This window comes from Couchioplanes azureus, from assembly GCF_014648355.1.
Taxonomy (GTDB): Bacteria; Actinomycetota; Actinomycetes; order Mycobacteriales; family Micromonosporaceae; genus Actinoplanes; species Actinoplanes azureus.
Map to the genome: position 1 here is coordinate 82,024 of NZ_BMQY01000012.1, position 24,220 is coordinate 106,243.

The window sequence follows — 24,220 nt, forward strand, 5'->3', positions numbered from 1 at the left end:
GTCTACTCGACTTCCATCAGCTCGTACGTGATGACCAGCTTCTCGGTCAGCACACTCGTGTCGCCGGCCTTCAGTGAGCCGATCTCCAGGCTCTTCGGCCAGGCGTTGGTGAGCTTGTAGCGTTTGAGCGCGGCGCCCTCGTAGTCGTACACGATGATGGCGCCGCCCTTGCGTGCCGTGGCCATCTTGCCGAAGTGCGCGTCCTTCACCCACTTCTCGAAACTGTTGTCACCGGTGAGGCCGCGGACGAGGGTCACCTCGCCGGCCTTGGGCCGGCCGGGCAGCTTCTTGACGACGTACTTGCCGTCGGCGGTGTTCTGCTTCAGCTCGATGACGTCCTGCTCCATCTTCAAGCCGCTCACCTCGGAGATCTGCTTGATCACGATGCCGTCGACCTCCAGGCCGAAGGAGTGACCGACCGAGGTGTCGAGATCGGGCAGTGGCATGGTCTACCGTCCCTTGCTATTCGTTGACGAGGCTGGTGCCGCCGGAGAACTGGGCCAGGCGGAACACGACGAACTCCGCGGGCTTGACCGGCGCCACCCCGATCTCACAGACCACCTGGCCGAGGTCGATGCTTTCGGCCGGGTTCGTGTCGCGGTCGCAGCGGACGTAGAACGCCTCGTCGGGGGTCAGCCCGAACAACGCGCCCCTGCGCCACTCCATGACCAGGAACGCGCTGATGGTGCGCCGGATGCGCGCCCACAGGGCGTCGTCGTTGGGTTCGAACACCACCCACTGGGTGCCGGCCAGGATCGATTCCTCCAGGTAGTTGAACAGCCGGCGGACGTTCAGATACCGCCATGCCGGATCGCTCGACAACGTGCGCGCGCCCCAGACCCGTACCCCGCGGCCGGGGAACGTGCGGATGCAGTTCACCCCGACGGGATTCAGCAGTTCCTGCTCGTTCTTGGTCACCTGGGTGGCGAGAGTGATGGCTCCCCGGACGACCTCGTTGGCGGGGGCCTTGTGCACCCCCCGGCCGGCGTCGTTCCGCGCCCAGACACCGGCGATGTGCCCGCTGGGCGGCACGAACTCGTTGGTGCCGGTCGCCGGGTCGAACACCTTGATCCACGGGTAGTAGAGCGACGCGTACTTGGAGTCGTAGCCGGCCAGATCGGTACGCCATTCCCTGACCTGCTGCGGTGACAGTCCGGGCGGCGCGTCCAGGATGGCCATCCGGTCGCCCATCAGCTCGCAGTGTGCGATGACACCGAGCTGCACGGCCTTCACGGTCTCCAGGTCGACCCCGTTGCGCCGATAGGCGCTCATCAGGTCGGGCACCGCGACCATCGTCACCTCGTCGACGGTTTCCAGGCCACCGAACCCGGTCCGCTCCGCCACGTCACCGACGTAGTCGTCGGCCGCCACTTCACGACGCGCCGGGGCCGGCGGCGGCGCCTCCGGCCGCAGGGTGACGGTCCCCTTGGCCAGTCCGGCGTTGCTGTCCACCTCCTCGGCAGTGATCAGCTTCGACTGCTCACGCAGGACGGTGACGACATGGTCCTTGCCGCGCTTGGTGGTCACCTGATGGGTCTCGACGGGCTTGCCGTCCTGTTTGACGACGATGGTCTGCTTGTCGCTCGCGCCCGCTTCCCCACCGTCGCCGCTGGGAGGGCTGTCGGTCACCTCGACGCTCAGCTCCGGTGCGCCGCCCTTGGCGCCGCCGGAAGCCCACTCACGAGAGACCAGCCGGTAACCGCCGAGCATGCCCTGCGCCTTCCTCGGCACGGGCTTCGCCCGGCCGTTGCCGGTGGCACCGTCCCCCTCGGCGGTCCGCTCGCCACCGACCCGTACGACGTAGCAGTTGCCGCCGCCGTTGAGGAAGTAGCCGTAGACGGCGTGCGCCAGGTAGTAGTCCTCGGCGAACTCCCCGAAGACCTTGGTGTACTGGCCCCAGTTCGTGACCAGGGTGGGCGTGTGGAACGGTCCGCACGGGGCGAAGCCGACGAACGCAGCGACCGCTGTCCCGACGCCCTCGATCGGCCGGGAGCCGGCCTCGACCTCTTCCACATACACGCCGGGCGAAAGATACGTGGGCATCGCGCCTCCTCGTCAGCTGTACGGGAAGCGTCGCACCGTTCGCGCCGCGGCTGAACGACCGAGCGGCCGCTTGATCGGGAACGCTGTGCTGCCCCATGGGGCACCGCCGGTCGCCGGCGTGGGCGCGCTGCGCCTTCGGGCAACCCCGGCTTCCCCGCCGACTGCCCCCGGGACCCCTGCCGCCCGGAGCGCCCGGCGGCACAGTGGACGTATGCGATACGGCCGGACGGCGCCGGCGTGACGGCCCGGGCGCCTCGCGAGAGCGGGGGGAGGACCGAGCCCCGGAAGAAGGCCGCACCCGACCGGCGCCTCCCGGCCGGACCGTCCGCCGTGCTGCGCCTGCAGGCGGCCGCCGGCAACGCCGCAGTGGCCACTCTGTTACAGCGCCGGTCCACGGCGCAGGCCTCGGTGCAGCGGCTGGCCGGCTCCTGCCCCGCTCCCCCGGTCGCGCCGCCGGGCGTCACGCCGGCCGCGGACCCGAGGTTCGCCGCCGTCAAGGCCGACCTCGCCGCCACGGCGAAGACCGCCCGCGCCCATCCCCCGGCCACCGCCGAGGTACGCAAGGCTCAGGACGCGGCCGTGGCACCGCCGGACGACAAAGAGGCCCAGGCCAAGGCCGCCCAGACCGACCAGATGGCGGCCGCCAGGCCGGCCGGCTTCGACAAGGCCGCGTTCATCGCCGCGGTCAATGCCGCCGTGTCCAAGCAGGCGCCGAAGAACCTCGAGGAGGCCGACGGCTTCGCCACCTCCGGCAAGGCCGACCAGGTGAAGTCGGAGGTGCTGGGCAAGGTCACCCAGGGCAAGGACCAGTCGGGCAAGGACATCGCCGAGAAGACCCGGCAGGCCCCGGACCTCGGCAAGGCGGTCGACAAACCGGTCACGCCGCTGCCACCGCCCCCGCCCGCACCGCGGCTCGCGGCCCCCGACCCGCGCAAGGCCACCCCGGAGCGGGCTCCCGCGGAGCAGACCGATCTCCGCGCCGAGCAGTGCGAGACGCACGGCGCCATGGCGGCCGCCGGGGTGTCGGACGATCAGCTCGCTCACTCCGGCGAACCGCAGTTCACCGAGGCGCTGGCGGCGAAGAAGGAGGGTGAGCAGCACACGGCGACGGCGCCCGCAGCGGTCCGTGACACGGAGGCCAAGCAGTTGTCGGCGACCACCGCCTCCGCCGATGCCGCGGGCAAGGCCGCCGTCGCCGGCATGCTGGGCGCCCACAAGGCCACCGGCCAGAAGGGCAACGCCGCCAAGGCGGCCACCAAGAGCAAGGACGAACAGGACCGGACCCGCATCACCGGCGAGATCAAGGCCATCTTCGACGCCACCAAGACCGACGTCGAGACGATCCTCAACGGGATCGACACCGAGGTGACCAAGCGGTTCGAGACGGGCGAGGCCAAGGCGAAGGCCGCGTTCACCGCCGACCACAAGGCGCGCATGCAGCGGTACAAGGACCAGCGCTACTCCGGTGTCACCGGCGCCCTGTTGTGGGCCAAGGATCTGGTGGCCGACCTGCCCGCCGAGGCCAACAACCTGTTCCTGGAATCGAAGAAACTGTACGAGAGCCAGATGCAGGTGGTCATCGCAGACATCGCCGACTTCGTCGGAGGCGAGCTGAACCGCGCCACGAACCGCATCGCCCAGGGCCGCGAACAGGTCAAGAAGAAGGTCGCCGACCAGCCGGCAGCCCTACGGAAGATCGCCGGGGAGGCCGCGGGCGAGTTCGAGAAGCAGTTCGACGACCTCGACACGGCCGTACGGGACAAGCAACAGGCGGTCGTGGAAGACCTGGCCGCGAAGTACGTGGAAGCACGCAACGCCGTCGACGAGGAGATCAAGAAACTCCAGGAGGAGAACAAGGGCCTCTGGTCGAAGGCCAAGGACGCGGTGGTCGGCGCGATCGAGACGATCGGCAAGCTCAAGGACATGCTCCTGGGCGTCCTCGCCCGGGCCGCCGGCGCCATCGAGCTCATCGTCAAGGACCCGATCGGCTTCCTGGGCAACCTGGTCAACGCCGTCAAGACCGGGGTGATGAACTTCGGCGCCAACATCCTCGAGCACCTCAAGGCGGGTCTGAAGGCCTGGCTGCTGGGCAGCCTGGCCAGCGCCGGCGTGGAGATCCCGGAGACCTTCGACCTGCGGGGCATCCTCGGGCTGGTGCTGTCCCTGCTCGGCCTGACCTGGGCGAACGTCCGGTCCCGCATCCTCAAGGTGATCCCCGAACCGGTGCTGGCGGCACTGGAGAAGACCGTCGCCGTGGTCGGCATCCTGGTCACCGAGGGCCTGCCCGGCCTGTGGAAGTGGGTGCTGGAGAAGGTCGGCGACATCAAGGAGATGGTCCTCGGCCAGATCAAGCAGTTCGTGGTCGAGAAGATCGTCAAGGCCGGTCTCACCTGGATCATCGGTCTGCTGAACCCGGCGGCGGCCTTCATCAAGGCGTGCAAGGCCATCTACGACATCGTGATGTTCTTCGTCGACAAGGCCGCGCAGATCAAGGAGTTCGTCGACACCGTCCTCGACTCGATCGAGTCGATCGCACGAGGCGGGGTCGGCGCGGTGGCCGGACTGATCGAGAAGGCACTCGCCAAGGCGGTGCCACTGGTCCTCGGCATGCTGGCCAGCCTGCTCGGCCTGGGCGGCATCTCCGAGAAGATCAAGAGCATCCTCGAAAAGATCGCCGCCCCGGTCAACAAGGTCATCGACTCGGTGGTGGGCACGGTCGTCAAGGCCGGCAAGAGGGTGCTCACCAAGATGAAGGCCCGGCTTCGCGGCGGCGACGACAGTCCGGAGGGAAAGAAGCAGCGTCTCGACAAGGCCATGGCCGCCGCGAAGTCGGTGACCGAACGGTTCGGCGGCAGGCCGGTGTCCGAACGGATCCTGCGCCCCGTTCTCAGCGTCATCAAGATGCGATACGGCCTCACCCGCCTAGATCCCGTGGCGAAGGGCCAGACGTGGGCAGCCGAAGGCGAGATCAACCCCAAACAGACACAGCCATTGACTGCCCTCGTCGTCAACCAGGTCGACATCGACGAGATGGTCCGGTCACACGACATGGCACTCGCCGGGCTCAAGGTGGCGCGCGACCTGATGAAAAAGAACCGAGTTAAGCAGGCGCTGACCGCCGATCCTGCGAGAAAGGCCTCCGCCGAGGAGGCCATGGCCGACTTCGAGGCTCATTTCGTCGCAGGCAAGGATCCGGAACGAGAGTTCCGAAGCCTACGGAAGGGCAAGGGCGGATCTCGTAACCCCAAGGACATCCAAGCTGTATTCGACATGCTCGGGCCAAGGATCGGCGCGTTCCTTCGAGGTCTGGACACTGCGGTACAGCAGGACGTCAAGAAACACGACATCATCCAGATCAAGCAAGAGAAGGGCTGGAACATCTGCGAAGTCACCGAGGTCGCTGGCGGCAAGATCCGGTTCATCGGTCACAACTCGACCTCCCGGATCTCGGGAATGCTCGACGCATCAGGCATGGGTCGCACTTGGCAGAAGTTCGTGCCGGAAGCGAACTACAAGGTGGGTGCCGCCTTCGACGCAATCAAGGACCTACCGGAACGGGGGGGAAGCTTCCCGGACGTCCGTCAGGTGCTCAGCTACCGCGCGCACGGCCAGTTCAACGTCCCGCCTGGCATGCAATGGCACCACATCCACGAGCATTCCGCCGGTGGCCCGAACACTGTGACAAATCTAGTCCTCTCCACGGCTGCACAGAATCAGGCCTTCAACGTCTGGTTCGGTGAACGACACGGCGCGGCCGACGGCTGTCCTTGGACGGAGGACAAACCGCTGAGGGCCTTCCTGGTAGGTAAGGACCGCGCTCTGCACGAGATGTGGGGTCAGTTGTGCCTCACGAAGCATGGGGTGACAGCCATTCGCGTGGACCGCGGTCGCGGACCGTTCTACATGTTGGTGTGACGGCAGCTCTGCACGGATCCGTCATCGAGTGCAGCGGCGGAGATGGTGGAGACCCCGTGGGGACGGGCGTGCGCGGCATGAACCTTCAATGCCGTGAGGCCTACGCCACGTCCGGCTAGTGACGTCCGTGGCCGCACGATGGCCACCACGCGGCTTCGCCGGAAAGTTGGTGAGACTATTCCGGTGCTTCTTCCTCTTCCTCGGCGCGCTGGACGTACGTCTGGGCCGATGCCTTGTCGTCGTCCTCCTCGGACGACTCCTCGCGCTGCACCGCACTCGGTGTCGTGTCCTCCTCGCACCGCTGGACGCCGGCGGCGGGCGCCGCGGGGATCGGTGCGGACATCGCCCGGTCCGCGGTGGCCGCGGCTTCGCGTTCGAAGCGGTCGGACGGGTCGCTGACCTTCACGCCGCCGCCCGCGTCGGTGCCGTCGACCGGCCCGTTGCGCTGTTGCACCACGTGGGTCAGTTCGTGCGCCAGCATGTGGCGGCCGCTGTCCGAGGACGGGTCGTACCTGTCGCGCTGGAAGACGATGTTGGTGCCCACCGTGTACGCCTGGGCGTTCACCGACCGGGCCGACTCGTGGGCGGCGGCGTCGTTGTGCACCCGTACGTCGCCGAAGTCGTGGCCGAGGCGGGCCTCCATGTCGGCCCGGACGGCGGGGTCGAGCGGGCTGCCGCCGCCGGAGCCGACCACGTCGTGGACGGGTGAGCGGTCCTCCTCGACCAGCGAGGCGACGCCGGCGTTGCCGACCGCGCGTTGCAGGCCCAGCAGGCCCGCCGGGCCGAGCACGTCGGTACGGCCCGCCGCGGCCGCGCGGAACATCAGGTCGCCGCCGTCCTCCCGCTCGACCCGGTCACTGCTGGGCCGGAAGTCGCTCTCCGGGTTGTGGTCGTGCCCGCGCATGGCAGCCCCCAAGGTGGTGAGACCCTTGGCGAGAGCCTGCCCCGCGCGGCTCCGGCGGGCCAGGCGCGGCCGGGCGCTTCCCGGGGCAGAGCCGGCCGCCCGATCGGGCAGCGCCGCGCGACGAGCCGGCCGGCGTCACTGCGGGATCAGATAGAAGTCCTGGTCCTGGTTGTCCGGCTGGCAGTCCCACTGGCCGACGTGCCCGCCGTTCTCGAGGCTGCTCGCGCCGACACCGATGCACATGCCGGCCGGGACGGTGTCGAAGCTGTGCATCGGCCGCAGGTGGAAGACCTGTCCGTCGGGGGTGTCGTCGCCCCGGTCGAACGCGAACTCCTGGTCGAGGCGGGTGTCGTCGCACTCGTCCTGGAACGCGTCGGTGCCGCGGCCCACGGCGCCGGCGCTGACGCACAGGCCACTCGTCAGGGACTGGATCCGGTAGACCTTCGACCGTACCCGCTGGAGCTGGAACTGCTGGTCCGGCACCTCCGCGCAGTCGGCCTGGACGATCCACGCGGCGGGCTCCGCGCCCTCGATCCCGAGGCATTTGTTCAGGGCGAAACTGTGCCGCGGCCGGAACCGGTAGGTTCCCTCGTCCAGCGCGACCGCGCCGGCCGGTGGACGCTTTCCCGACGGCGGCGACGACGTCGGGGGTGAGGATTCCGGCGAGGAGGCCTGCGGGGTCGGCGACGCCGGCGGGGTCGTGGGAGTCGGGGTGGCCGCTGCCGACGACTTCGACGCCTGCGGCGACGGCGTGTCCCTGCCCGCCGGGAGCGGCGTGGCCGACGAGGTCGCCGTCGGTTCGTCGGCACCGCCGGCGAGCATCATCGCGGCTGCGGCGCCGCCACCGAACAGCACCAGGACCGCCGCCAGCGCCGGGACCCAGGTCGGGAACACCGGGACCAGGTGCCGGGTGCCCTCGAGCCGGATCGGCGGCGTGCCGGGGGTCGCGGGCGTCACGGTGACCCGTACGGGCACCGTCCTGGCCCGGCCGAACCACCGGGGCCGCGCCCGGACCGTCATCGGCACCTCCAGGCGGGCCGGCGGCAGGTCGACGGCCGGCGTGCCGACCCGTACGGTCAACGCCCCCTCGTCGTCCGCGGCGGCCAGACCGAGGCGTTCGATCACGTTGCCGTTGTTGCGCAGCACGATCTGCTGGGTGGTCGTGCCGCGCCCCGACGCGCTGAGCGGCACCAGTTCCGCGGCGAGGTCGCGGTACGGCGCCACCACCGCGACGCCGCTGACGGTCGCGGCCAGACCGGGGTTGATGGTGGAGGCCAACCGTACGGTGTAGTCCGTCGGCCCGGCGGGGGTCTCGGAGGAGCGCGGCGGCGCGAAGCGCACCGTCACCGTCGTGGACTGCTCCGGGTAGACGGACAGCTCGACGGGTTCGACGGTGGTCCACGCCGCGGCCGGGCCACTGATCGTCACCTCCAACCCCTCGACCCGGGTCCCGCTGTTGTGCACCGACACGGTGGTGGAGGCGCTGTCCCCCGGTGTGACCTTCACGGACGGCTTGGCCAGGTCGGCGCGGACGCCGGCCCGCTGGTTCTCGTTGGCGGAGGCCTGGAACCCCGTGGCGCGATAGAGGGTGCCGGTGTCGGTGCTCTGTTTCTCCCAGCCGAGATAGGCGCCGCACGCCGGGTTGGTGCAGAACTGCGCGGCCTGCTCGTTGCGCTGCCCGCAGTGGGGGCACGTCATGCTCATCGTGGGTCCCTCGTCAGCCCGTCAGGGCCAGGTAAGGGCCGAACTCGCGGTCCAGGCAGAGCCGGCCGAGCTTGCGGTACTCGCGGGCCACCGCGCCGATCAGATCGGCCATGCCGACCGGCCGGTCGGCATCGGCGGCCAGGTAGGCGGCGGTGACCGCGGCGGAGCGGATGTGCCCGCCCGCCAGCTCGAACGCCGTCGCCAGGAAGGCCAGGTCGAGGTCGTTCGAGCGGGGCAGCGCGGTGCCCAGGCACCGGTCCCAGAGGGCCCGGCGCAGCTCCACGTCCGGCAGCGGAAAGTCCACCACGACGTCGAGTCGGCGGGTGAACGCCTCGTCGAGGTTGGCCCTCAGGTTGGTGGCGAGGATGGCGATGCCGTCGAAGGTCTCCATCCGCTGCAACAGGTAGGCGCTTTCGATGTTCGCGTACCGGTCGTGCGCGTCGCGGACCTCCGAGCGCTTGCCGAAGATGGCGTCGGCCTCGTCGAAGAGCAGCACACCGTTGACACCCGCGGCCTCGGTGAAGATGCGTTCGAGGTTCTTCTCGGTCTCGCCGACGTACTTGTCGACCACGGTCGCCAGGTTCACCGTGTACAGGTCCAGCCCCAGCGAGTGGGCGACGACCTCGGCGGACATGGTCTTGCCGGTGCCCGAGTCACCGGCGAACAGGCCGGTGAGCCCGCGGCCGCGGCCTCCGCCGGGCCGCATCCGCCACTGGTCGAGGACGCGGTCGCGGTGGTGCGCCCGGGCCGCCAGCTCCCGCAACTGGCCGAGCACGGCCGGCGGCAACACCAGATCCGGCCAGTCGACGGCGGGTTCCACCCGGCGGGCCAGCCGCTCCAGGCCGGCCGCGTTCTGCCCCCGGGCGCCGCGCCGCAGCAGGTCCGCGGTCACCGGGCCACCGACGGCGCGGGCGGACAGGACGGCGGCCTCGGCGGCGCGGCGGATCTGCGGCGGGCCGAGGTTGAAGTGGGCGGTGACCTCGGCCGGGTCGACGCCCGGCGCGAGCCGGCCGTCGAGGGTCGAGCGCCAGACCGCCGCGCGTACCGCCGGCGGTACGGTCTCGGCGTCCAGCCGCAGCGCGGGCCGCTTGCTCCACCGGGGGTCCCACCCGCCCGTGCCGTACAGCACGAGCGGGACGTCGACCCGGCTGAAGGCCTCCAGGCAGGCACCGACGTCGACGCCGTCGAGCGGGCCCAGCACCACCCCGGCGCCGGTGAGCAGCGCCTCGCGCAGCAGCGGTCCGGCGAGTTCCGGGGCACCGGCGAGCCGGACGGCGTCGACGCTGAGCGCCGGACGGCCCATCCGGTCGAACGCGCTGACCGCCAGGGCGGGCCCGCTGCCACCCGCCCTCTCCTGGAGGTACGCCAGCCCGGCGCCGCTGCCGAGGGCCCGGACCAGCAGGTCGACGTCCGGCAGGCCGGGCACCGGGGTCACCTCGTCGAGCAGCGGGCGCAGCTGGGGATCGGGCCGGTCGTCGCCCAGCAGATAGCCGACGACGCGATCGGGCAGCCGCAGCGTCCGGGACAGGAACGGCCGGCCCGGGTCCTCCACCACGATCAGGCCGGCGGCGAGCAGCGGCGCGTCGGCGTCCAGCCGCGCCCGCCCGGCGGCGACCGCCTCGGGGAGCCCGCACAGCCGCAGCGCCAGCCCGGCGGTGCACCGGCGGCGCGTCACGTCGTCGTTGAGGTAGCCGTAGAACTGCTCGAACCGGCTGTCCACGTCGGGGGCGACCGCCACCAGCAGCAGCTCGGTGTCCAGGGCGGTGAGGCCGGCCGCCGCGGGCAGCAGCCCCGCACCCTCCGGCGGCGCCGGGAACGGCTGCCGCGGCGCGTCGAGCAACGCGTCGATCGCCTCGTCGGAGAGGTACAAGCCGCGGAAGGCGTCGTCGGGGGCGGGATCCGCGGCCCGCCGGGCGGCCACGGCGTCCCGGACGCGGACCTCCAGCGCGGCGAGGCGGCCGAGCAGGTGGCCGAGGCGGTCCATCAGCCGTCCCGGCCCGGGCCGGCCGGCTCGGACGGTGGCACCGGATGCGGCCTGCGGTGCGCCCTGGCGCCGTCGCCGTCGACCCGCAACCGCATGCCCTCCTCGGGCGGCGCTGCGGCCGGGTAGCGACGCCCGGCCTCGACGGGCACGCTCACCACCACGTCGAGGGACGGCTTCAGCTCACCACCGAGCGCGGTCCACACGTCGGCGAACGCGCGGTCCTCGGGTGGCGGCAACGCCACCGTCATCGGCGCCGGCATCCCGAGGGCGGCGAGCGAGCCGGTCAGCACCTCGGGCGGCAGCGCCTCGTAGCCGAGCAACGTGACCAGCAGCGAGGAGAGCAGCCGGTGCTCGTCCTCCGGCCGCTGGGTCCAGGCAGTGATGAGGTACGACATCTTGACGTACCGCGGGGGCAGGTGCCGTGCGGTCACCCGGCCGTCGTCGCCGTACTCGTTGATCAGCCCGCGCTGGCGCCGGCGCAGGTCTTCGCGGATGTCGTACAGGTACATGTCGACCGTCGGAGCGTTGCGCCGGGCGGCCCAGTCCTTGGTCGGTGCGTCCAGCACGATGTCCACGTCGTTGCCTTCGAGCGCTCCGCCCCGCAGCAGGCTGCGCAGGGCATCGTCCACCTCGTGGATCATCCGTACCCCCTCGGCGCGACGGCGATCAGATGAGCCCGTGCCGCAGGGCGTACGCGACGGCATGGGTGCGGTTGCGCAGATGCAGCCGGGCGGTGACGTCATGCAGGACGTTCTTGACGGTGCGCTCGGAGTAGGACAGCTTCAGCGCGATCTCCGCGGTGTCGAACCCGTCGGCCACCAGGCGCAGCACGTCGATCTCCCGCTCGGTCAGGCCCGAGAAGGTCCAGCCCCGCGGGCCGAGCACCTGCCGTTGCAGCCGGCCGACCTGGCTGAGCAGGTGGCCCAGCAGGTCGGGTGGCACGCTTCCTTCACCCTGCACGGCGCTGGTGATCACCGTGACCAGCCGGTCCGGCGTGGCATCCCCCCGGCGGATCAGCCCGGACACCCCGACCTCGACGATCGGGCCGAGATCCGCCTCGTCGATCCGGGTGGCCACCATCACCAACCGGGGTACGCCGGCGCAGCGCAGCTCGCGCAGGACCCGCAGCGCCTCGTTGTCCACGCCGTCGACGACCGCCAGACCGACGTCGGCCTGGTTCGTCTCGTCGGATCCCAGCAACCGGATCTCGGGACGGGGGCGCAACTGACCGGCCACCCCGGCGTACGAGATCGGATCGCTGGCGTGCAGGTACACCGGAACCCTTCGCATTGCCATGGCGGCCGCCCCTCCACGATGTCGCTCCGACCACTCGCCAGAGCATGCGCCGGCGCACCAACCGCCCAGTCAACGTGGGCTCAACGGGCGGCGATTTCTGCCCTCAGGTGTACCCGCACGGCGCCTGGCACGGCGTCGGCGCCTCCGTACGGTCGCGCCCATGACGACCCATGCGATGCTCGGCACTCCGGAGCTCCGGGTGCTGCCCGGAAGCGAGGCGACCTGCGACCTGACCGTCCGCAACACCGGCGATCTGGTCGAGGCGTACGAATTCGACGTGGTCGGCGACGCCGCGGCCTGGGCCACCGTCGAGCCGCCCTCGGCCAACCTGTATCCGGGCGACGAGACCACCGCGCGGGTGGTGTTCCAACCGCTCCGGTCGCCGCCCCCTCCCGCCGGCGAGATCCCTTTCGCCGTACGGGTCCGGCCCTCGCTCCACGCGGACGATGCCGTGGCACCCGAGGGCACGATCTGGGTGGAGCCGCTCCTGAACGTCGGCGCGGAAGTGCTGCCCCGCACGTCCCGCGCCTGGTACCAGGCGCGTCACGAGGTCGCCGTCGACAACCGTGGCAACGTCCCGGTGACCGTGACCGTGGCGGGCGACGACCCGGACCGGCTGTTGACGTTCCGGGCCCAGCCACCGACGCTCACGGTCGGACCCGGCCAGGCGGCGTTCGTCCGTCTGACCGCCCGGAACCGGCGCGTCCTGTGGCGAGGGCAACCGGTCACGCATCCCTTCCAGGTTCTGGTGACCCCCGACGGCGAGACGCCGGTCGTGCTCGACGCGGCGCTGCTGCAGACCGCGGCGGTACCGAGGGCCGCCGGCCGGCTCGCCGCCGGCCTGCTGGCCCTGGCCGTGCTGCTGCTCGCCGGGTGGTTCTTCCTGGTCAAGCCGGCGGCCGAATCGGCCGCCAAGGAGGCCGTGCAGGAGCCGCTGGCCGAGGTGTCGGCGCAGGCCGAGACCGCCGACCAGAAGGCGGAGGCCGCCGATCAGAAGGCGCAGACGGCGGACGAGAAGGCCGAGGACGCGAGCGGCGGGGGGACCCGCCCGAAGACCACCAAGAGCCCGGGCAGCGCGGCGGCCAAGACCAAGACGACGCCGGCCCGGCTCCGGATGCGCACGGAGGGCGCCCCGGGTACGACGGTGGTGGACCCGCACGTGGTGCCCGAGCGGAACACGCTGGTGATCACCGACCTGGTGCTGCAGAACCCGCAGGGCGACACCGGGAGGGTGGAAGTGCTCGTGGGCGACGACGCGATCCTGACCATGGCGTTGGCGAACTTCCGCGACATCGACTACCACTTCGTGTCGCCGATCGAGGTCCCCGCCGGCCGCCGGCTCAGCCTGCGGACGACCTGCCGTACCGCCGGGGCCGACCTCACCGCGACGCCCGCCGACCGGTGCCAGACGCTGCTGCTGGTCAGTGGCAGCAACCGGGTCGTTCCCGCACCGGCCGCATAGCCGGCCGATCCCCACGCCGCCGCGGCCGTCGGCCGTGGCGGCGTCCGCATCCGTGCCGGACGCCGGGGGTTCAGTTGCGGACGGCGAAGTCCGGTGGATCCAGCGTCGCCGGTACGACGAGGAAACCGGCCTTGACCGGCGGCAGCCCCGAGGTCACCGCGACGACCTGCCGGGGGCCCAGCGCATCGTCCCGGCCGGCCACCAGCATGGGCGTCCGGAAGGTGCCGTCGGACCCGACGACGACGGGCGCCGCGCGGGTCAGCGTCAGGCCACGGCTCCACGCCAGCCGGACCGTGGCGGCCGGGGGGAACTCCGTGCCCCGTACCGACGTCACGAAGCCGGGCGGTCCGATCGGCGGCTCCACCACCAGCGTGGGCTGCCTGATCGACACGGTCGCCTGGGCGCGGTCGTTGCGATCGCTGAGGTCGAACGTCGCGGGCAGCACCTGAGCCGCCACCGTCGCGGGGCCGCGGGCGACCGGCACGAGTTGCACCGGCACGGTGACCGCCGCTCCCGGTGCCAGCATGCCCAGGGACACGTCGCGGCTGGCGGCGGCGCACCCCGCCGCCGCCGGCGTCTCGCAGGCGGTCGCGGGCAGACGCAACCGCACTGCGGCCGGTACGGTCGCCGTACCCGCATTACGCACGACGACGCTCGCCCGGATCCGTCCACCGACATAGCCGACCGGCGCGGACGCGGTCACGCCGACGGCGAGGTCGCCGGCATCGACCTGGGTCGTCACGTCGTCGCAGTCCTCGAAGACCCGCCTCGGCGCCGCGCCGGGGGTGGCCGGCTCGGCCGGTTCCGGCGGGAGCACCGCGCGTACGCAGGCGGTGTTGCGGACGGGACCGGGCGCGGTGGCGCGGACCCGCACTCGCACCTGCACCAGGTCTGCCGTCGCCGGGACGCCCTCGGTGCCGGGAAGCGGCGGCAAGGAGCAGACCACCGTGGCCGGGGACGTCGTGACGGTGCAATCGGCGGAGGCCGACTCCGCGGCGACCACGGTCACGCCGTCCGGCAGCTCGTCGACCAGCGTCGCGCCCGAGATCGCGCGCTCGCCGCCGTTGCGTACGCCGATGAGGTAACCGAACTCCTCCCCCACCGCGGCCGACGTGGGGGCCTGCTTCGCCACCGCCAGCTCGGCCCCCACGACCCTGGTGGTGAACGCCGAGGTGTCGTTGGCCGGATTCACGTCCCGGGTCGGCGAGGTGACCTGCGCCGACCCGGTCCTCTCGCCCAGGGCGGTGGCCGTGGCCCGCACGACCACGGTGGCGGAGTCGTCGCTCTCGACGCCCAGGGGCGGCAGTGCGCAGCGCAACGGTGCCCCCGGCGTCGGCGAGCACGCAGTGCCCGCGCCGGGGTCCACGCCGGCGAAGGTCACGTTGTCGGGCAGGGTGATCTCGACGGAGGCGCCCGTGACACCGTCACCGGCGACCCGCTGCACCGTCACGGTGTACGCGACGATCTCGCCGAGCAGAACGGGACCGACCGGAGCCACCGCGGTGGCGGCGAGATCGGTGCCTTCCACCTCGAACCGGCCCTGGACCGTGTTGTCGGCGGGATCCAGGTCGGCCGTCCCGCTCGTCGCCGTGGCGGTCACCGCAACGGTGCCGAACGTGTCCGGCCGGCCGGTGACCCGTACCGCCACCGAGGCACCGGTGGCCAGGTCCCCCAGCTCGCAGGTCACCCGTCCGGCGTCGAGATCGCAGGTCGCGGGCTCGACGGCCGGCGCGTCGAGATCGGCGGGCAGCTGCACGGTCAGCCGCGCCGCTCGGGCCGGCGCGGGCCCCCCGTTGGTCACGGTGGTGACGATCGTGCCCGGCTGGCCGAACTGCAGCGGCAGCGGCGCCGCCCCGACCGTCACGTGCAGGTCGGCGGTCGGGCGCCAGGTGGGGTGCCGGTCGTCGGTGGGTCCGGTGGCCACCGGGATGTTCTCTCCCCCGGCCGCGGGCACCGCCCGGATGTCGCCGCTGTCGTCGTACGAGTTCCACCAGGTGTACAGGATCGTCCGGCCGTCCGGTGACCACGCCGGCTCGGCCGCGAACTCGACCTCGATCTCGCCACCCGCGGGCCGGACGAGGGGTGTGCTGGTCCCGGCCGCCACGTCGAGCACCATCAGCGTCCCGGCACCTGCGGTGGCACGCTCGACGTACGCCAGCCTGAGCCCGTCCGGCGACCAGGCCGGGTCGGTGTCGTCCGGCCCGTCGGTCAGGTCGGTGGCCCCGGTGCCGGCCGGGGTGACCGCCACGATCCGGGCGGTCCACCGCTCCGCGCCGCTGTCGTAGCTGACGTGCTGGTAGGCGATCCGCCGGCCGTCCGGCGACCAGCTCGGGTGGGATGCCCGCACCTCGTCGAGGTCCACCACGGGAGCCGTGTCACCCTCCGCGCCGTCCGCCGGGACCGTCCGGATGGCCGTTCTCGACGGGACCTCGATCATCCACTGTGACCGGGTGAAGGCGAGGCGGGTGCCGTCCGGCGACCACGTGGGCTCACCGTCGAAGGAGCGCGGTGGAGGATCGGTCACCTTGCGGGCGCTTGCACCGTTCCCGTCGGCGACGCAGATCGCGGTGCCGCTCGTCCCGCCGTCGGCGCACGTGTAGGCGATGCGGTTGCCGTCCGGACTCCACGCCGGCTCGAACTCGGCCGCCGTCGACGCGGACGCGAACGGATCCGCGGGCTGGTACGGCGGCACCGCGACGACCCGCGCCAGGTGGGTCGGCCGCGGAGGGGCGGCAAGGGCCGCGGTGACCTCCGGTTCGGACGTCGGCGGCGACGGGGACCCGGCCGACGAGGGCGGGGCGGAGCGGCTGAAGGCGATCTGTCCCGGTACCGGCACCTCGGCGGCCAGGACACGCGGCTGGGTCCGTATCGCGATGGCGGTCCCCAGCACCAGCACGAGCGCGGTCACGGCGGCGATCCTGCGCCGCCGCGGACGCCCCAAGCTCAGCGACATCTGGTCTCCCGGGTCTATGGCGGACGCCACGCCATCGTGCAGTCCGCCGGTGCTCGGCGGGACCCGTCACAGGACAGACCTTCGGGCATCCTGAGATGCCCGAAGAGGCCGTCTCCGGCTCATCCCGCGAGTACGTCGGTGGATCCGCCGGCGATGGTGCCGGCGGGCAGGTCCGCGGGGTCGTTGCAGGTGGCCACGGGGTCGCCGGCCCGCGCCAGCGGCTTGCCGTTGACCAGCACGGTCGTCGAGCCGAGCACCACCCGGCCCTGGTTGGTGGGCGCCTTGCCGAACGTGGCCGGCGGTGGGGCGACATGCGGTGGCACGTTCTGCGCCACGCTGCCCTGCACCGCGGCGGGCAGGCCGTTGATCAGCACATCGGTGGAGAGGCCGGTCATCAGCCGTCCGGCGAACGGCATCGGCGTGGGCGTGGGCACCGGCCCGCCCGGCGACGGCACCAGCAGGACGTGTACGTCGGTGCCCGTGACCGGGTCGTTCTGCCGCGCACAAGGCTGGGGCATGGTGTCTCCTCGTTTCGGCGGACCGGCCCGGCGATCGAGCATGCCTCGCCCACCCGCGGAGGGGAAGGTACGGCGAGGCAACCGAAGGTGCAGCGTCACCTATCCGGTCGGCGTCACCACGAAGTTGACGACGTTGTCCGGTGGAATGGACACCGTGTTGCCCGCCAGGTTCGACACACTGAACTCCAGATCGGCATCGGGCTCATCGCCGGCCAGCGCGGTGTACACGCCCGGAGGCACAGGAAGGCTGTAGTAGCCGTTGCTGTCCGTGGTGGTGTGCACGTTCTCGTCGAAGACGGTCGTGAATTCCACCCAGGCGCCCCCGTACGGCTCGCCCGAGCCGGCGTACACCACCCGCCCGTGGACCCGCACAGCGCCATTCGCCGCCGGCTCCGCGGGTTCCTCCTGCGGCTGGTTTCGGGGGACGACGCCGGTGCGCTCGGACCGCACGGGCGGCTGGTAGGGCGCCTCACCGGAGTCGTCGCCGGAGCCGCACGCTCCGGTGAGCAGAGCGGTAGCGGCAACGAGGGCAATGCACAATGGACGGATCATGATGTCGGTCTCCTCGCGTGGACGGGGAATCGGCCGGCGGGGCCAGATCCCCGGGAATGACGGCGAACGCCATCGCACGACACCCATGGTGTCGCCACGACCACGCTGGAACGTGGTCGATTGTCCGTGATCTGCCGTGCTTTCCCGTCGCGGGTCCTCCGCACGGCCCTGATCAGAAGTGAGCAGCGTCGAGCAGTCGCCGGTAGCGCGGTTGGACAGCGACCCTCGCCAGGATCGGTGGCGTACCCGGTGATCCCCGGTACCGCAACCGCCCCGAAGGAGAGAGTTCGATGATCTACCACGGCAACCGCTTCACGCTGAAGAAGGACGCCAGCCCGGAGCAGATCGAGATCGCGATGGAGAGCCTGCGCAACCAGGGCCGCGCCATCCCCGCGGTGAAGTCCTTCGTGGTCGGCCGCGACTTCGGCGGCGACTTCGAGTACGGCGCGGTGTTCGTCCTGGAGGACCTGGACGGCTATTGGGAGTACCTGACCCACCCGGCGCACGCGAACACCGACCGGGTCGGCCTGCCGCTGGTGGAGAAGTTCGACTCCTACGACATCACCGACGAGGACGACCCCGACTTCGGCGACAAGATCGCCGAGCTGCACCGGCGCCGCTACGCGCAGGACGCCGAGCTCACCAGGCTGGTCTCCGACCTGCCCTCCTACCACGGCAGCGCCGCCCCCGGCCCGCACGGCAAGTGACCGCCCGCGCCGTGCCCCGGGAGCCGTCCGGGGCACGGCGGTCCGCCCCCAGACTCCGAGGACCTGAGATGACGACGACCACGCCGGCCGGGTCGGCCCCGTCGGTCCCGGCACGCGCCGGAGTGCTGACCGCCGCGATGCTGACCATCATGGCGGCGGCGGTGATCGCGCCGAGCCTGCCGGCCATGTCGACCGAGTTCGCCGGCCGGGAGGTGCTGGTCCGCCTCACGCTGACGGTCACGTCGCTGGCGATCGCCGTGACCGCCCCGATCGCCGGGATACTCGCCGACCGCCTCGGCCGGCGCCCGATCCTGGTGACCTCTCTCGCACTGTTCGCGGTTGCCGGCACCGCCGGTTACTTCCTGCCCGGCCTCGGCACCGTCATCGCCAGCCGCGCCCTGCTCGGCGTCGCCGTGGGCGGCATCATGACCTCGATCGGTGCGATCATCACCGACTGGTTCGGCGGACCCCGCCGGGCGACCTTCCTGGGCCTGCAACAGGCCTTCGCCAGCATCGGCGGAGTGGTGTTCCTACCGCTGGCCGGTGCCTTGGCCGGGGTCTCCTGGCGTACGCCGTTCCTGATCTATGCCGTGGCCCTGCTCGTGCTGCCGCTGGCGCTGGCGATCCGCGAGCCGGCCCGGACCACCGCCCAGGCCGCGGCTGCGGACGCCAGGACCGCGCCGGGCGCCGTACGGTGGATCGCCGGCACCTATGCCCTGGTCCTGGTCGCCACCGTCGTGTTCTTCATGGCGCCCACCCAGCTGCCGTTCCACCTGCCCGCCTTCGGCGCCGGCACCACGGTCACCGGGATGGTCGTCGCCGGCTCCACCGTCACCGGGATCCTCGGGGCGCTCGCCTTCCCCCGCCTGCGGTCCCGCCTGTCGGCCGGTGCGATCACCGCGCTCGCGGTCGCGCTGCTCGGTGCCGGCTGGCTCCTCGTCGGCACGGCCGCCGGCCTTGCGGCCCTCGTCGCCGGCATCCTCGTCGGTGGCACCGGCGTCGGCATCGTCGTGCCGAACCTCAATCTGCGTCTCGCGGAAGTGGCACCCCCGGCCCGCCGCGGCCGCATCCTCAGCGGCCTGGTGGTGGCGATCTTCGGCGGCCAGTTCCTCTCTCCGCTGGCCGTGCAGCCACTGACCGCCGCGCTCGGCATCGGCGGCGCCTTCGCCTGGACCGGCGCCGGCCTGCTGGTCCTCAGCGCCCTCATGGCCTTCACCACCATCCGACGGCCCTGAACCGTTCCGCCCGGACAGCGGCGGCTCTGCGGCGATCGCCGCGGAGCCGCCGCGTCTGCCGTGAACACCACTGAGTACAAGTGAGCAGTGGTCGGCCACGCGAATGGCCATCGCGGGGGTGCAGAGTCATGGGCACACCGGTGATCGCCGGTACGGCCTGGAGGACTGACCATGATTACGAACATCGAAGAGGACGCCGCGGTCGTCGTGCGCCGCGAGATCCGGATCGCCGCCCCGATCAACCGGGTGTGGCATCTGCACACGAACGTCGACGGCTGGACCGCATGGCAGGGCGACATCGACACCGCGTACGCCGACGGGCCCCTGCGCACGGGAGCGACGTTCCACTGGAGCACCGCGGGCCTGCAGATCGCCTCCACCGTGTACGCGATGGACGCCCCGCACCGCATCCTCTGGGGAGGTCCCGCGCACGGCATCACCGGCATCCACGAGTGGACCTTCACCGCCGACGGCGACGCCACGATCGTGCGGACCGCCGAGTCCTGGGACGGCAACGTGGTCCGGGCCGACCCGGACAATCTGCGCGAGGCCCTCGACGGCTCCCTCGCCTCCTGGCTCGACCTGCTGCGCAGGACCGCCGAGAACCCCGTCACCTGAAGGCGTGTCCCATGGGTGATCGTCGACGGTGGGCGGCGTGCCAGGATGTCTGCCCGGGGAGGGCACATGGACGACAACGGCAAGGCACCGCCGGCCCGTTCGCTGGCGGACCGGTTGCGGCAGGCGCGGGCCCGGGCGTTCGTCGGTCGCCGGGAGGAACTGGCGGCGTTCGACGAGGCGCTGCGCGGGGAACCGGCGGCAGCGCCGGTCCTGTACGTGCACGGCCCGGGCGGCATCGGCAAATCGACGCTGGCCAAACGGCTCTGCGACGCCGCGCGGCACGCCGGGCGCATGCTCGTCGAGCTCGACGGCCGGTACGTCGGCCGCTCCCCCGCCGAGTTCGAGCGTTCCGCGCAGCCGGTGCTGGACCGCTGCGACGTCGTCCTGGTGGTGGACTCCTTCGAGCACTGCCAGTGGCTGGAGCCCTGGCTGTGGCAGCACTTCCTGCCGCGGATCGCCGACGGCGCGCTGGTGGTCCTGGCCGGCCGGCAGGCGCCCATGGCGGAATGGACGGCCGACCCGGGGTGGGCGCAGGCACTGCGGGTCGCCGAGCTGGCACCGCTCGACAAGGAGCAGGCGCGGAGGCTGCTGACGGTCAGCGGCGTCGGCGCGGACCGCCAGGACGCCCTCGTCCGGCTCGCCGGCGGCAACCCGCTGGCGCTGTCGCTGGCCGCGGCCGTGGACGCGGCGCATCCCGGCGCGGCCGGCAACTGGTCCTCTTCCGGCGAGACGCTGCGCACCCTCATCGCCGGCCTGATCGGCGAGGTGCCGTCACCGGCGCACCGGCGGGCGCTCGAGGTCGCCGCGCAGGCGCACACCACCACCGAGGAGCTCCTGCAGGCCGCGCTACCGGAAGAGGACGCCCACCCGCTGTTCGCGTGGCTGCGCGGGCTGCCGTTCATGGAGGCCACCTTGCGGGGCATCTACCCGCACGACGCCGCCCGCGAGGCCGTCATCGCCGACCTGCGCTGGCGGGCACCCACCGCGTTCACGGCGATGAAGCGCAAGCTGACCGCGGAGTACCTGCGTCTGCTGCGCGAGGCTCCCGAGGGCCAGACGGCCGAACTCTCCAGCCAGATCTTCTACCTGTTCCGCGAGGTGCCGGCGATCGCCCGCACCCAGGTCTGGGACCGGGAAGGCGCGGTCCACGACGAACCGCTGCGCCCCGGGGACATCGACACCGTGGTGGAGATGGCCACCGCGACCGAGGGTGCCGCGTCCGCCGCGCTCGTCCGGTACTGGCTGGGCAAGCGGCCCGAGGCGTTCAGCCTCTTCCGGCTGGTCTCCAGCGGGCGTCCGGTGGCGTTCTCGGCCCGGCTGGACCTGCCGTTCCCGCCCGACGAGCAGGACATCGCCGTCGACCCGGTCGTCGCCGCGGCCTGGAAGTTCTGCATGAGCACCGCCCCGGCGCGACCCGGCGAACACATCAGCATGACCCGGTTCTGCGTCCATCCCGAGGCGCACGAGGTGCCCTCCCAGGTGATCAACCTGAACATCTCGCGGGCGCATGCCGAGGTGGCGCGTGCCCGCGGTCGCGCGTACGGGATGCTCGTCTTCCACGACCACGAAGCGTGGGCCGAACGGCTCGAGGGAGTCATGACCGACGCCGGGGTACGGCCCAAGGTCGGCGACCGCACCTACGCGCTGTTCGTCAACGACTGGCGTCAGGTGCCGTTCGAGACGTGGATCGACCACGTCATCACCCAGACGCACGTCCCGGCTCCGGCGGCACCGTCCGGCACCGCCCGGGAGGCGTTCGACCGAGCGGTCCGCGAGGCCCTGCAGCACTGGCGAACGCCGCGCTCCTTCGCCGTCGTGGATTTGCTGAGGACCCGGCTCGTGGCGGACTCCACCGACGCCGTCGACGACCTGCGCACCCTGATCCAGCAGGCGGTCGACGACGTGGGCCGCAACGCCAGGAGCGTCAAGGCGCACCAGGCGCTGGTGGCCACGTACTTCTCCGGCGCGCCCACCCAGGAGGCGGCAGCCCGGCGCGCCGGGATGGCGTTCAGCACCTATCGCCGGCACCTGCGGCAGGGTCTCGACGACGTCTGCGCCGCCCTGTGGGAGGTCGAGCTGCACGGCTCGAGGCCGGCGCCGCCGGTTTCCTGAACGGGAGGTGCAGCGGACTCGCGGCCGCCACCCGCCGGGGCAATCCGGGCATAGTCGACACAATCGGCCATGACGAGCATCCGCAGCTGCCCGCCACCGCCGACTGCGCCGTACCTTGATCTAAATCCGGTCCCCGGCGCGGAGCGGGCTCCCGCGCACCCTACGATGCGATCGTGGTGTCCTCATGAAGGCGGCCGTGCTGCTCTCGCTGCGATTTCGCATCCGCTGGGTGCGCGACCGGATCCCCGCCTCCGGCTGGGACGTAGTCCGGTGACGCGGTCACGCGCGCTCGAGGGGCGCGGCCCGATCCTGGCCGTGATCCTTGCCGCTGCCGTCGTGGCAGGCGTGGCTGCCTGGGTGGATGCCCCTGCCAAGCTCAGCGTCCACGGCGGGTTCGTGGATCTTTCCGTCTACCAGTACGGCGGCCGGCTCGTGCTCGACGGTCTGCCTCTCTACGGGTCCCGCGACCCGGCCACCAACCTGCGCTTCACCTATCCGCCGTTCGCGGCGGTGGCGATGGTGCCGCTGGCGCCGCTTCCGGGCTGGCTCGCCACGGCGCTGTGGACCGCGGTCTCGGTGGCCGCGCTGGCGGGGGTCGTCCTGCTGGTGGGCCGCGCGCTCGGCCGTACCTTCCCCGGGTGGCTGGTCGCACTGCTGACCGGTGGTGCGTTCGCGCTGGAGCCGGTGTGGCAGAACCTCACCTTCGGTCAGATCAACCTGTTGCTCATGCTGGCGCTGCTCATCGATCTGGTGCGGCCGGACCGGCGCTGGTCCGGCGTGCTCGTGGGCATCGCCGCCGGCGTGAAGCTGACCCCGCTCGTGTTCGTCGTGCTGCTGGTGCTGGCCGGTCGGCGTACGATCGCGGGACGGGCGCTGCTGGCCTTCGCCGGCACCGTCGCGGTCGGGTTCGCGGTGATCCCCGACTCGGCGCAGGCCTACTGGACCCACAATCTCATCAAGGCAGGCCGGGTCGGTCCCCCGGAGCTGGCCCACAACCAATCGGTGTTCGGCGCGCTCACCCGGCTGCTCGACGCTCCGCCGCCGACCTCCCTCTGGCTCGCGGTCGCCGGGCCGCTCGCTCTCACGGCCGTGGTCCTCGGCGCCGTGTGGTGGCGCCGCGGCGACCGGCTGCTCGGCACCGGCCTGGGCGCGTTGGCCATGCTGCTGGCGTCTCCTGTCTCGTGGTCCCACCACTGGGTCTGGGCCGCGCCTATCGGGCTGGCGCTGTGGGAGCGCAGCCGGTCGGCCAGCGTCGCATGGACCGCGGTCTTCGTGGCCCGCCCGTTCGTGTGGCCACCATGGGGGCAAAGACGCGAGTACGGCTGGAGCCCGATCGAGCACGTCCTCGGCAACGCCTACCTCCTCGCCGCCCTCGCCCTCTGCGTCTGGGCGGCGGTGGGCCTCAGCCGGCGAGTCGGCCCGCCCGCAGGACGCTCGGACCCCGAACCGGTGCCCTCGAACCCGCCGAGCCTCTCGTAGGCGGGCGCAGCGCGTCCATCAACCCGTCAGGTGGCGTGAGGGCCGGGCGGCAGCGCCGCGGGCTGGCAGCCACCGCAGACGCACAGGCGGGCGCCGGAGGCACCCGTGGCCGACAGGCGGCTCGCCCGTGTCCGGGCTCTCCAGCCGGGCGGGCGCCAGGGCCGGCGCCAGGGCGATATCCCGCAGCCCCGCAAGAAGTCCCGGTCAGCGGTGCCCAGCTCGGGGCGGTAGTAGAGACCTTTGTGCAGGCTCAGGTCGGCCTTCATCTGGTGCCGCAGCAGTGATGCCTGGCTGATGCACACGCACCCGCGACGGCGATCGGCGTCGGCCTCGGCCAGGCTGGCGAGCTCCGCCGCCAGGGCCGCAGGTCGCAGCGAAGCGACGGGACAGGTGAGGTTGCTCGCGACGGCAATCCACAGGTCCCGCGCCGGCGTCGACATGAGGATGCCGTTGCCGTCGTCGAAGTACCACCGGTTCATCTCGTCGCGCACCTTCTGCCGCTCGACCCGATCGAGTGGGCTCGTACGCCCTGGTGACGCGGCCGCCAGGATCGCCCACAGGCCCATGTACGCGTCGATACGACGCTCGACGAGTTTGAGCCCGACCTGCCGACGGTAGTTGTGCGCAATCCAAAGTCCGATGACGGCGAGGATGGCGGTCGCCGCCGCTTGTGCCCAGTTCGCGTTGACCATGCCGTCGTCCAACCCTCCCTGCCCGCGGGTCGCTGACATCTACGAG

18 protein-coding genes are annotated in these 24,220 nt (G+C 71.9%); 7 read left to right on the plus strand and 11 right to left on the minus strand.

The genetic code is table 11. The annotated features are described in order from the left end of the window. Positions 1 to 2: 2 nt before the first annotated feature. Positions 3 to 446 carry a phage tail protein gene (locus IEY99_RS30265; RefSeq protein WP_189207519.1) on the minus strand — a complete coding sequence of 148 codons (444 nt, stop codon included), beginning with the start codon at positions 444 to 446 and terminating at the stop codon, positions 3 to 5. Positions 447 to 462: 16 nt separating this feature from the next. Next, positions 463 to 2,043, minus strand: a complete 1,581-nt coding sequence (locus IEY99_RS30270) for a phage tail sheath family protein (RefSeq protein WP_189207520.1) — start codon at positions 2,041 to 2,043, stop codon at positions 463 to 465. Positions 2,044 to 2,373: 330 nt separating this feature from the next. Here IEY99_RS30270 and IEY99_RS30275 point away from each other — a divergent pair, with 330 nt between their 5' ends. After that, positions 2,374 to 5,958: a hypothetical protein gene (locus tag IEY99_RS30275; protein ID WP_229799381.1), complete on the plus strand. Its 3,585-nt coding sequence runs from the start codon at positions 2,374 to 2,376 to the stop codon at positions 5,956 to 5,958. Positions 5,959 to 6,133: 175 nt separating this feature from the next. Here the strand turns inward: IEY99_RS30275 and IEY99_RS30280 are convergent, their stop codons facing one another. The 5 genes from IEY99_RS30280 to IEY99_RS30300 form a co-directional block, all read right to left on the minus strand. Next, entirely contained in the window at positions 6,134 to 6,862 is a 729-nt protein-coding gene (locus tag IEY99_RS30280) for an eCIS core domain-containing protein (protein WP_189207521.1), read from the minus strand. A 135-nt stretch (positions 6,863 to 6,997) separates the two neighbouring features. After that, entirely contained in the window at positions 6,998 to 8,566 is a 1,569-nt protein-coding gene (locus IEY99_RS30285; RefSeq protein WP_189207522.1) for an RICIN domain-containing protein, read from the minus strand. A gap of 13 nt (positions 8,567 to 8,579) precedes the next feature. Continuing rightward, the gene (locus IEY99_RS30290; protein ID WP_189207523.1) at positions 8,580 to 10,550 is read right to left on the minus strand and encodes an ATP-binding protein; all 1,971 of its coding nucleotides are present in this window, start codon (positions 10,548 to 10,550) and stop codon (positions 8,580 to 8,582) included. Further along, a complete protein-coding gene (locus IEY99_RS30295; protein WP_189207524.1) occupies positions 10,550 to 11,191 on the minus strand; it encodes a Pvc16 family protein in 642 nt (213 codons plus the stop codon). The genes IEY99_RS30290 and IEY99_RS30295 overlap by 1 nt, the downstream gene beginning before the upstream one ends. A 25-nt stretch (positions 11,192 to 11,216) precedes the next feature. Then, the gene (locus IEY99_RS30300; protein ID WP_229799382.1) at positions 11,217 to 11,846 is read right to left on the minus strand and encodes a response regulator transcription factor; all 630 of its coding nucleotides are present in this window, start codon (positions 11,844 to 11,846) and stop codon (positions 11,217 to 11,219) included. A 160-nt stretch (positions 11,847 to 12,006) separates the two neighbouring features. Here IEY99_RS30300 and IEY99_RS30305 point away from each other — a divergent pair, with 160 nt between their 5' ends. After that, complete coding sequence (locus tag IEY99_RS30305) at positions 12,007 to 13,308, plus strand: COG1470 family protein (RefSeq protein WP_189207525.1); 1,302 nt, start codon at positions 12,007 to 12,009, stop codon at positions 13,306 to 13,308. A gap of 70 nt (positions 13,309 to 13,378) precedes the next feature. Here the strand turns inward: IEY99_RS30305 and IEY99_RS30310 are convergent, their stop codons facing one another. From IEY99_RS30310 to IEY99_RS30320, 3 genes are all read right to left on the minus strand, one after another. Further along, positions 13,379 to 16,261 (minus strand): DUF11 domain-containing protein, encoded by a 2,883-nt coding sequence (locus IEY99_RS30310; protein WP_189207526.1) that lies wholly within the window; start codon positions 16,259 to 16,261, stop codon positions 13,379 to 13,381. 119 nt (positions 16,262 to 16,380) lie between these two features. Further along, a complete protein-coding gene (locus IEY99_RS30315; protein ID WP_189207527.1) occupies positions 16,381 to 16,779 on the minus strand; it encodes a PAAR domain-containing protein in 399 nt (132 codons plus the stop codon). Between the two features lie 99 nt (positions 16,780 to 16,878). Beyond that, positions 16,879 to 17,331, minus strand: a complete 453-nt coding sequence (locus tag IEY99_RS30320; protein WP_189207528.1) for a carboxypeptidase regulatory-like domain-containing protein — start codon at positions 17,329 to 17,331, stop codon at positions 16,879 to 16,881. Between the two features lie 290 nt (positions 17,332 to 17,621). Here IEY99_RS30320 and IEY99_RS30325 point away from each other — a divergent pair, with 290 nt between their 5' ends. From IEY99_RS30325 to IEY99_RS30345, 5 genes are all read left to right on the plus strand, one after another. Continuing rightward, positions 17,622 to 18,038 (plus strand): Dabb family protein, encoded by a 417-nt coding sequence (locus IEY99_RS30325; protein WP_189207529.1) that lies wholly within the window; start codon positions 17,622 to 17,624, stop codon positions 18,036 to 18,038. Between the two features lie 68 nt (positions 18,039 to 18,106). Continuing rightward, complete coding sequence (locus IEY99_RS30330; protein ID WP_189207530.1) at positions 18,107 to 19,273, plus strand: MFS transporter; 1,167 nt, start codon at positions 18,107 to 18,109, stop codon at positions 19,271 to 19,273. A 171-nt stretch (positions 19,274 to 19,444) separates the two neighbouring features. Next, a complete protein-coding gene (locus tag IEY99_RS30335; RefSeq protein WP_189207531.1) occupies positions 19,445 to 19,891 on the plus strand; it encodes an SRPBCC family protein in 447 nt (148 codons plus the stop codon). A gap of 66 nt (positions 19,892 to 19,957) precedes the next feature. Beyond that, a complete protein-coding gene (locus IEY99_RS30340; protein ID WP_189207532.1) occupies positions 19,958 to 22,003 on the plus strand; it encodes an AAA family ATPase in 2,046 nt (681 codons plus the stop codon). A gap of 270 nt (positions 22,004 to 22,273) precedes the next feature. Continuing rightward, on the plus strand, positions 22,274 to 23,482 hold the full coding sequence (locus tag IEY99_RS30345) for a glycosyltransferase 87 family protein (RefSeq protein ID WP_189207533.1): 1,209 nt from the start codon (positions 22,274 to 22,276) through the stop codon (positions 23,480 to 23,482). A gap of 26 nt (positions 23,483 to 23,508) precedes the next feature. Here the strand turns inward: IEY99_RS30345 and IEY99_RS30350 are convergent, their stop codons facing one another. Beyond that, positions 23,509 to 24,213 carry a hypothetical protein gene (locus IEY99_RS30350; protein ID WP_189207534.1) on the minus strand — a complete coding sequence of 235 codons (705 nt, stop codon included), beginning with the start codon at positions 24,211 to 24,213 and terminating at the stop codon, positions 23,509 to 23,511. Between the last annotated feature and the right edge of the window lie 7 nt (positions 24,214 to 24,220).

Coding starts and splice junctions, on each gene's coding strand:
- IEY99_RS30290 (WP_189207523.1), bottom strand. CDS start 10,550: ATGGACCGCCTCGGCCACCTGCTCGGCCGCCTCGCCGCGCTGGAGGTC.
- IEY99_RS30295 (WP_189207524.1), bottom strand. CDS start 11,191: ATGATCCACGAGGTGGACGATGCCCTGCGCAGCCTGCTGCGGGGCGGA.
- IEY99_RS30285 (WP_189207522.1), bottom strand. CDS start 8,566: ATGAGCATGACGTGCCCCCACTGCGGGCAGCGCAACGAGCAGGCCGCG.
- IEY99_RS30280 (WP_189207521.1), bottom strand. CDS start 6,862: ATGCGCGGGCACGACCACAACCCGGAGAGCGACTTCCGGCCCAGCAGT.
- IEY99_RS30270 (WP_189207520.1), bottom strand. CDS start 2,043: ATGCCCACGTATCTTTCGCCCGGCGTGTATGTGGAAGAGGTCGAGGCC.
- IEY99_RS30335 (WP_189207531.1), top strand. CDS start 19,445: ATGATTACGAACATCGAAGAGGACGCCGCGGTCGTCGTGCGCCGCGAG.
- IEY99_RS30330 (WP_189207530.1), top strand. CDS start 18,107: ATGACGACGACCACGCCGGCCGGGTCGGCCCCGTCGGTCCCGGCACGC.
- IEY99_RS30305 (WP_189207525.1), top strand. CDS start 12,007: ATGACGACCCATGCGATGCTCGGCACTCCGGAGCTCCGGGTGCTGCCC.
- IEY99_RS30340 (WP_189207532.1), top strand. CDS start 19,958: ATGGACGACAACGGCAAGGCACCGCCGGCCCGTTCGCTGGCGGACCGG.
- IEY99_RS30300 (WP_229799382.1), bottom strand. CDS start 11,846: ATGGCAATGCGAAGGGTTCCGGTGTACCTGCACGCCAGCGATCCGATC.
- IEY99_RS30310 (WP_189207526.1), bottom strand. CDS start 16,261: ATGTCGCTGAGCTTGGGGCGTCCGCGGCGGCGCAGGATCGCCGCCGTG.
- IEY99_RS30325 (WP_189207529.1), top strand. CDS start 17,622: ATGATCTACCACGGCAACCGCTTCACGCTGAAGAAGGACGCCAGCCCG.
- IEY99_RS30315 (WP_189207527.1), bottom strand. CDS start 16,779: ATGCCCCAGCCTTGTGCGCGGCAGAACGACCCGGTCACGGGCACCGAC.
- IEY99_RS30320 (WP_189207528.1), bottom strand. CDS start 17,331: ATGATCCGTCCATTGTGCATTGCCCTCGTTGCCGCTACCGCTCTGCTC.
- IEY99_RS30350 (WP_189207534.1), bottom strand. CDS start 24,213: ATGTCAGCGACCCGCGGGCAGGGAGGGTTGGACGACGGCATGGTCAAC.
- IEY99_RS30265 (WP_189207519.1), bottom strand. CDS start 446: ATGCCACTGCCCGATCTCGACACCTCGGTCGGTCACTCCTTCGGCCTG.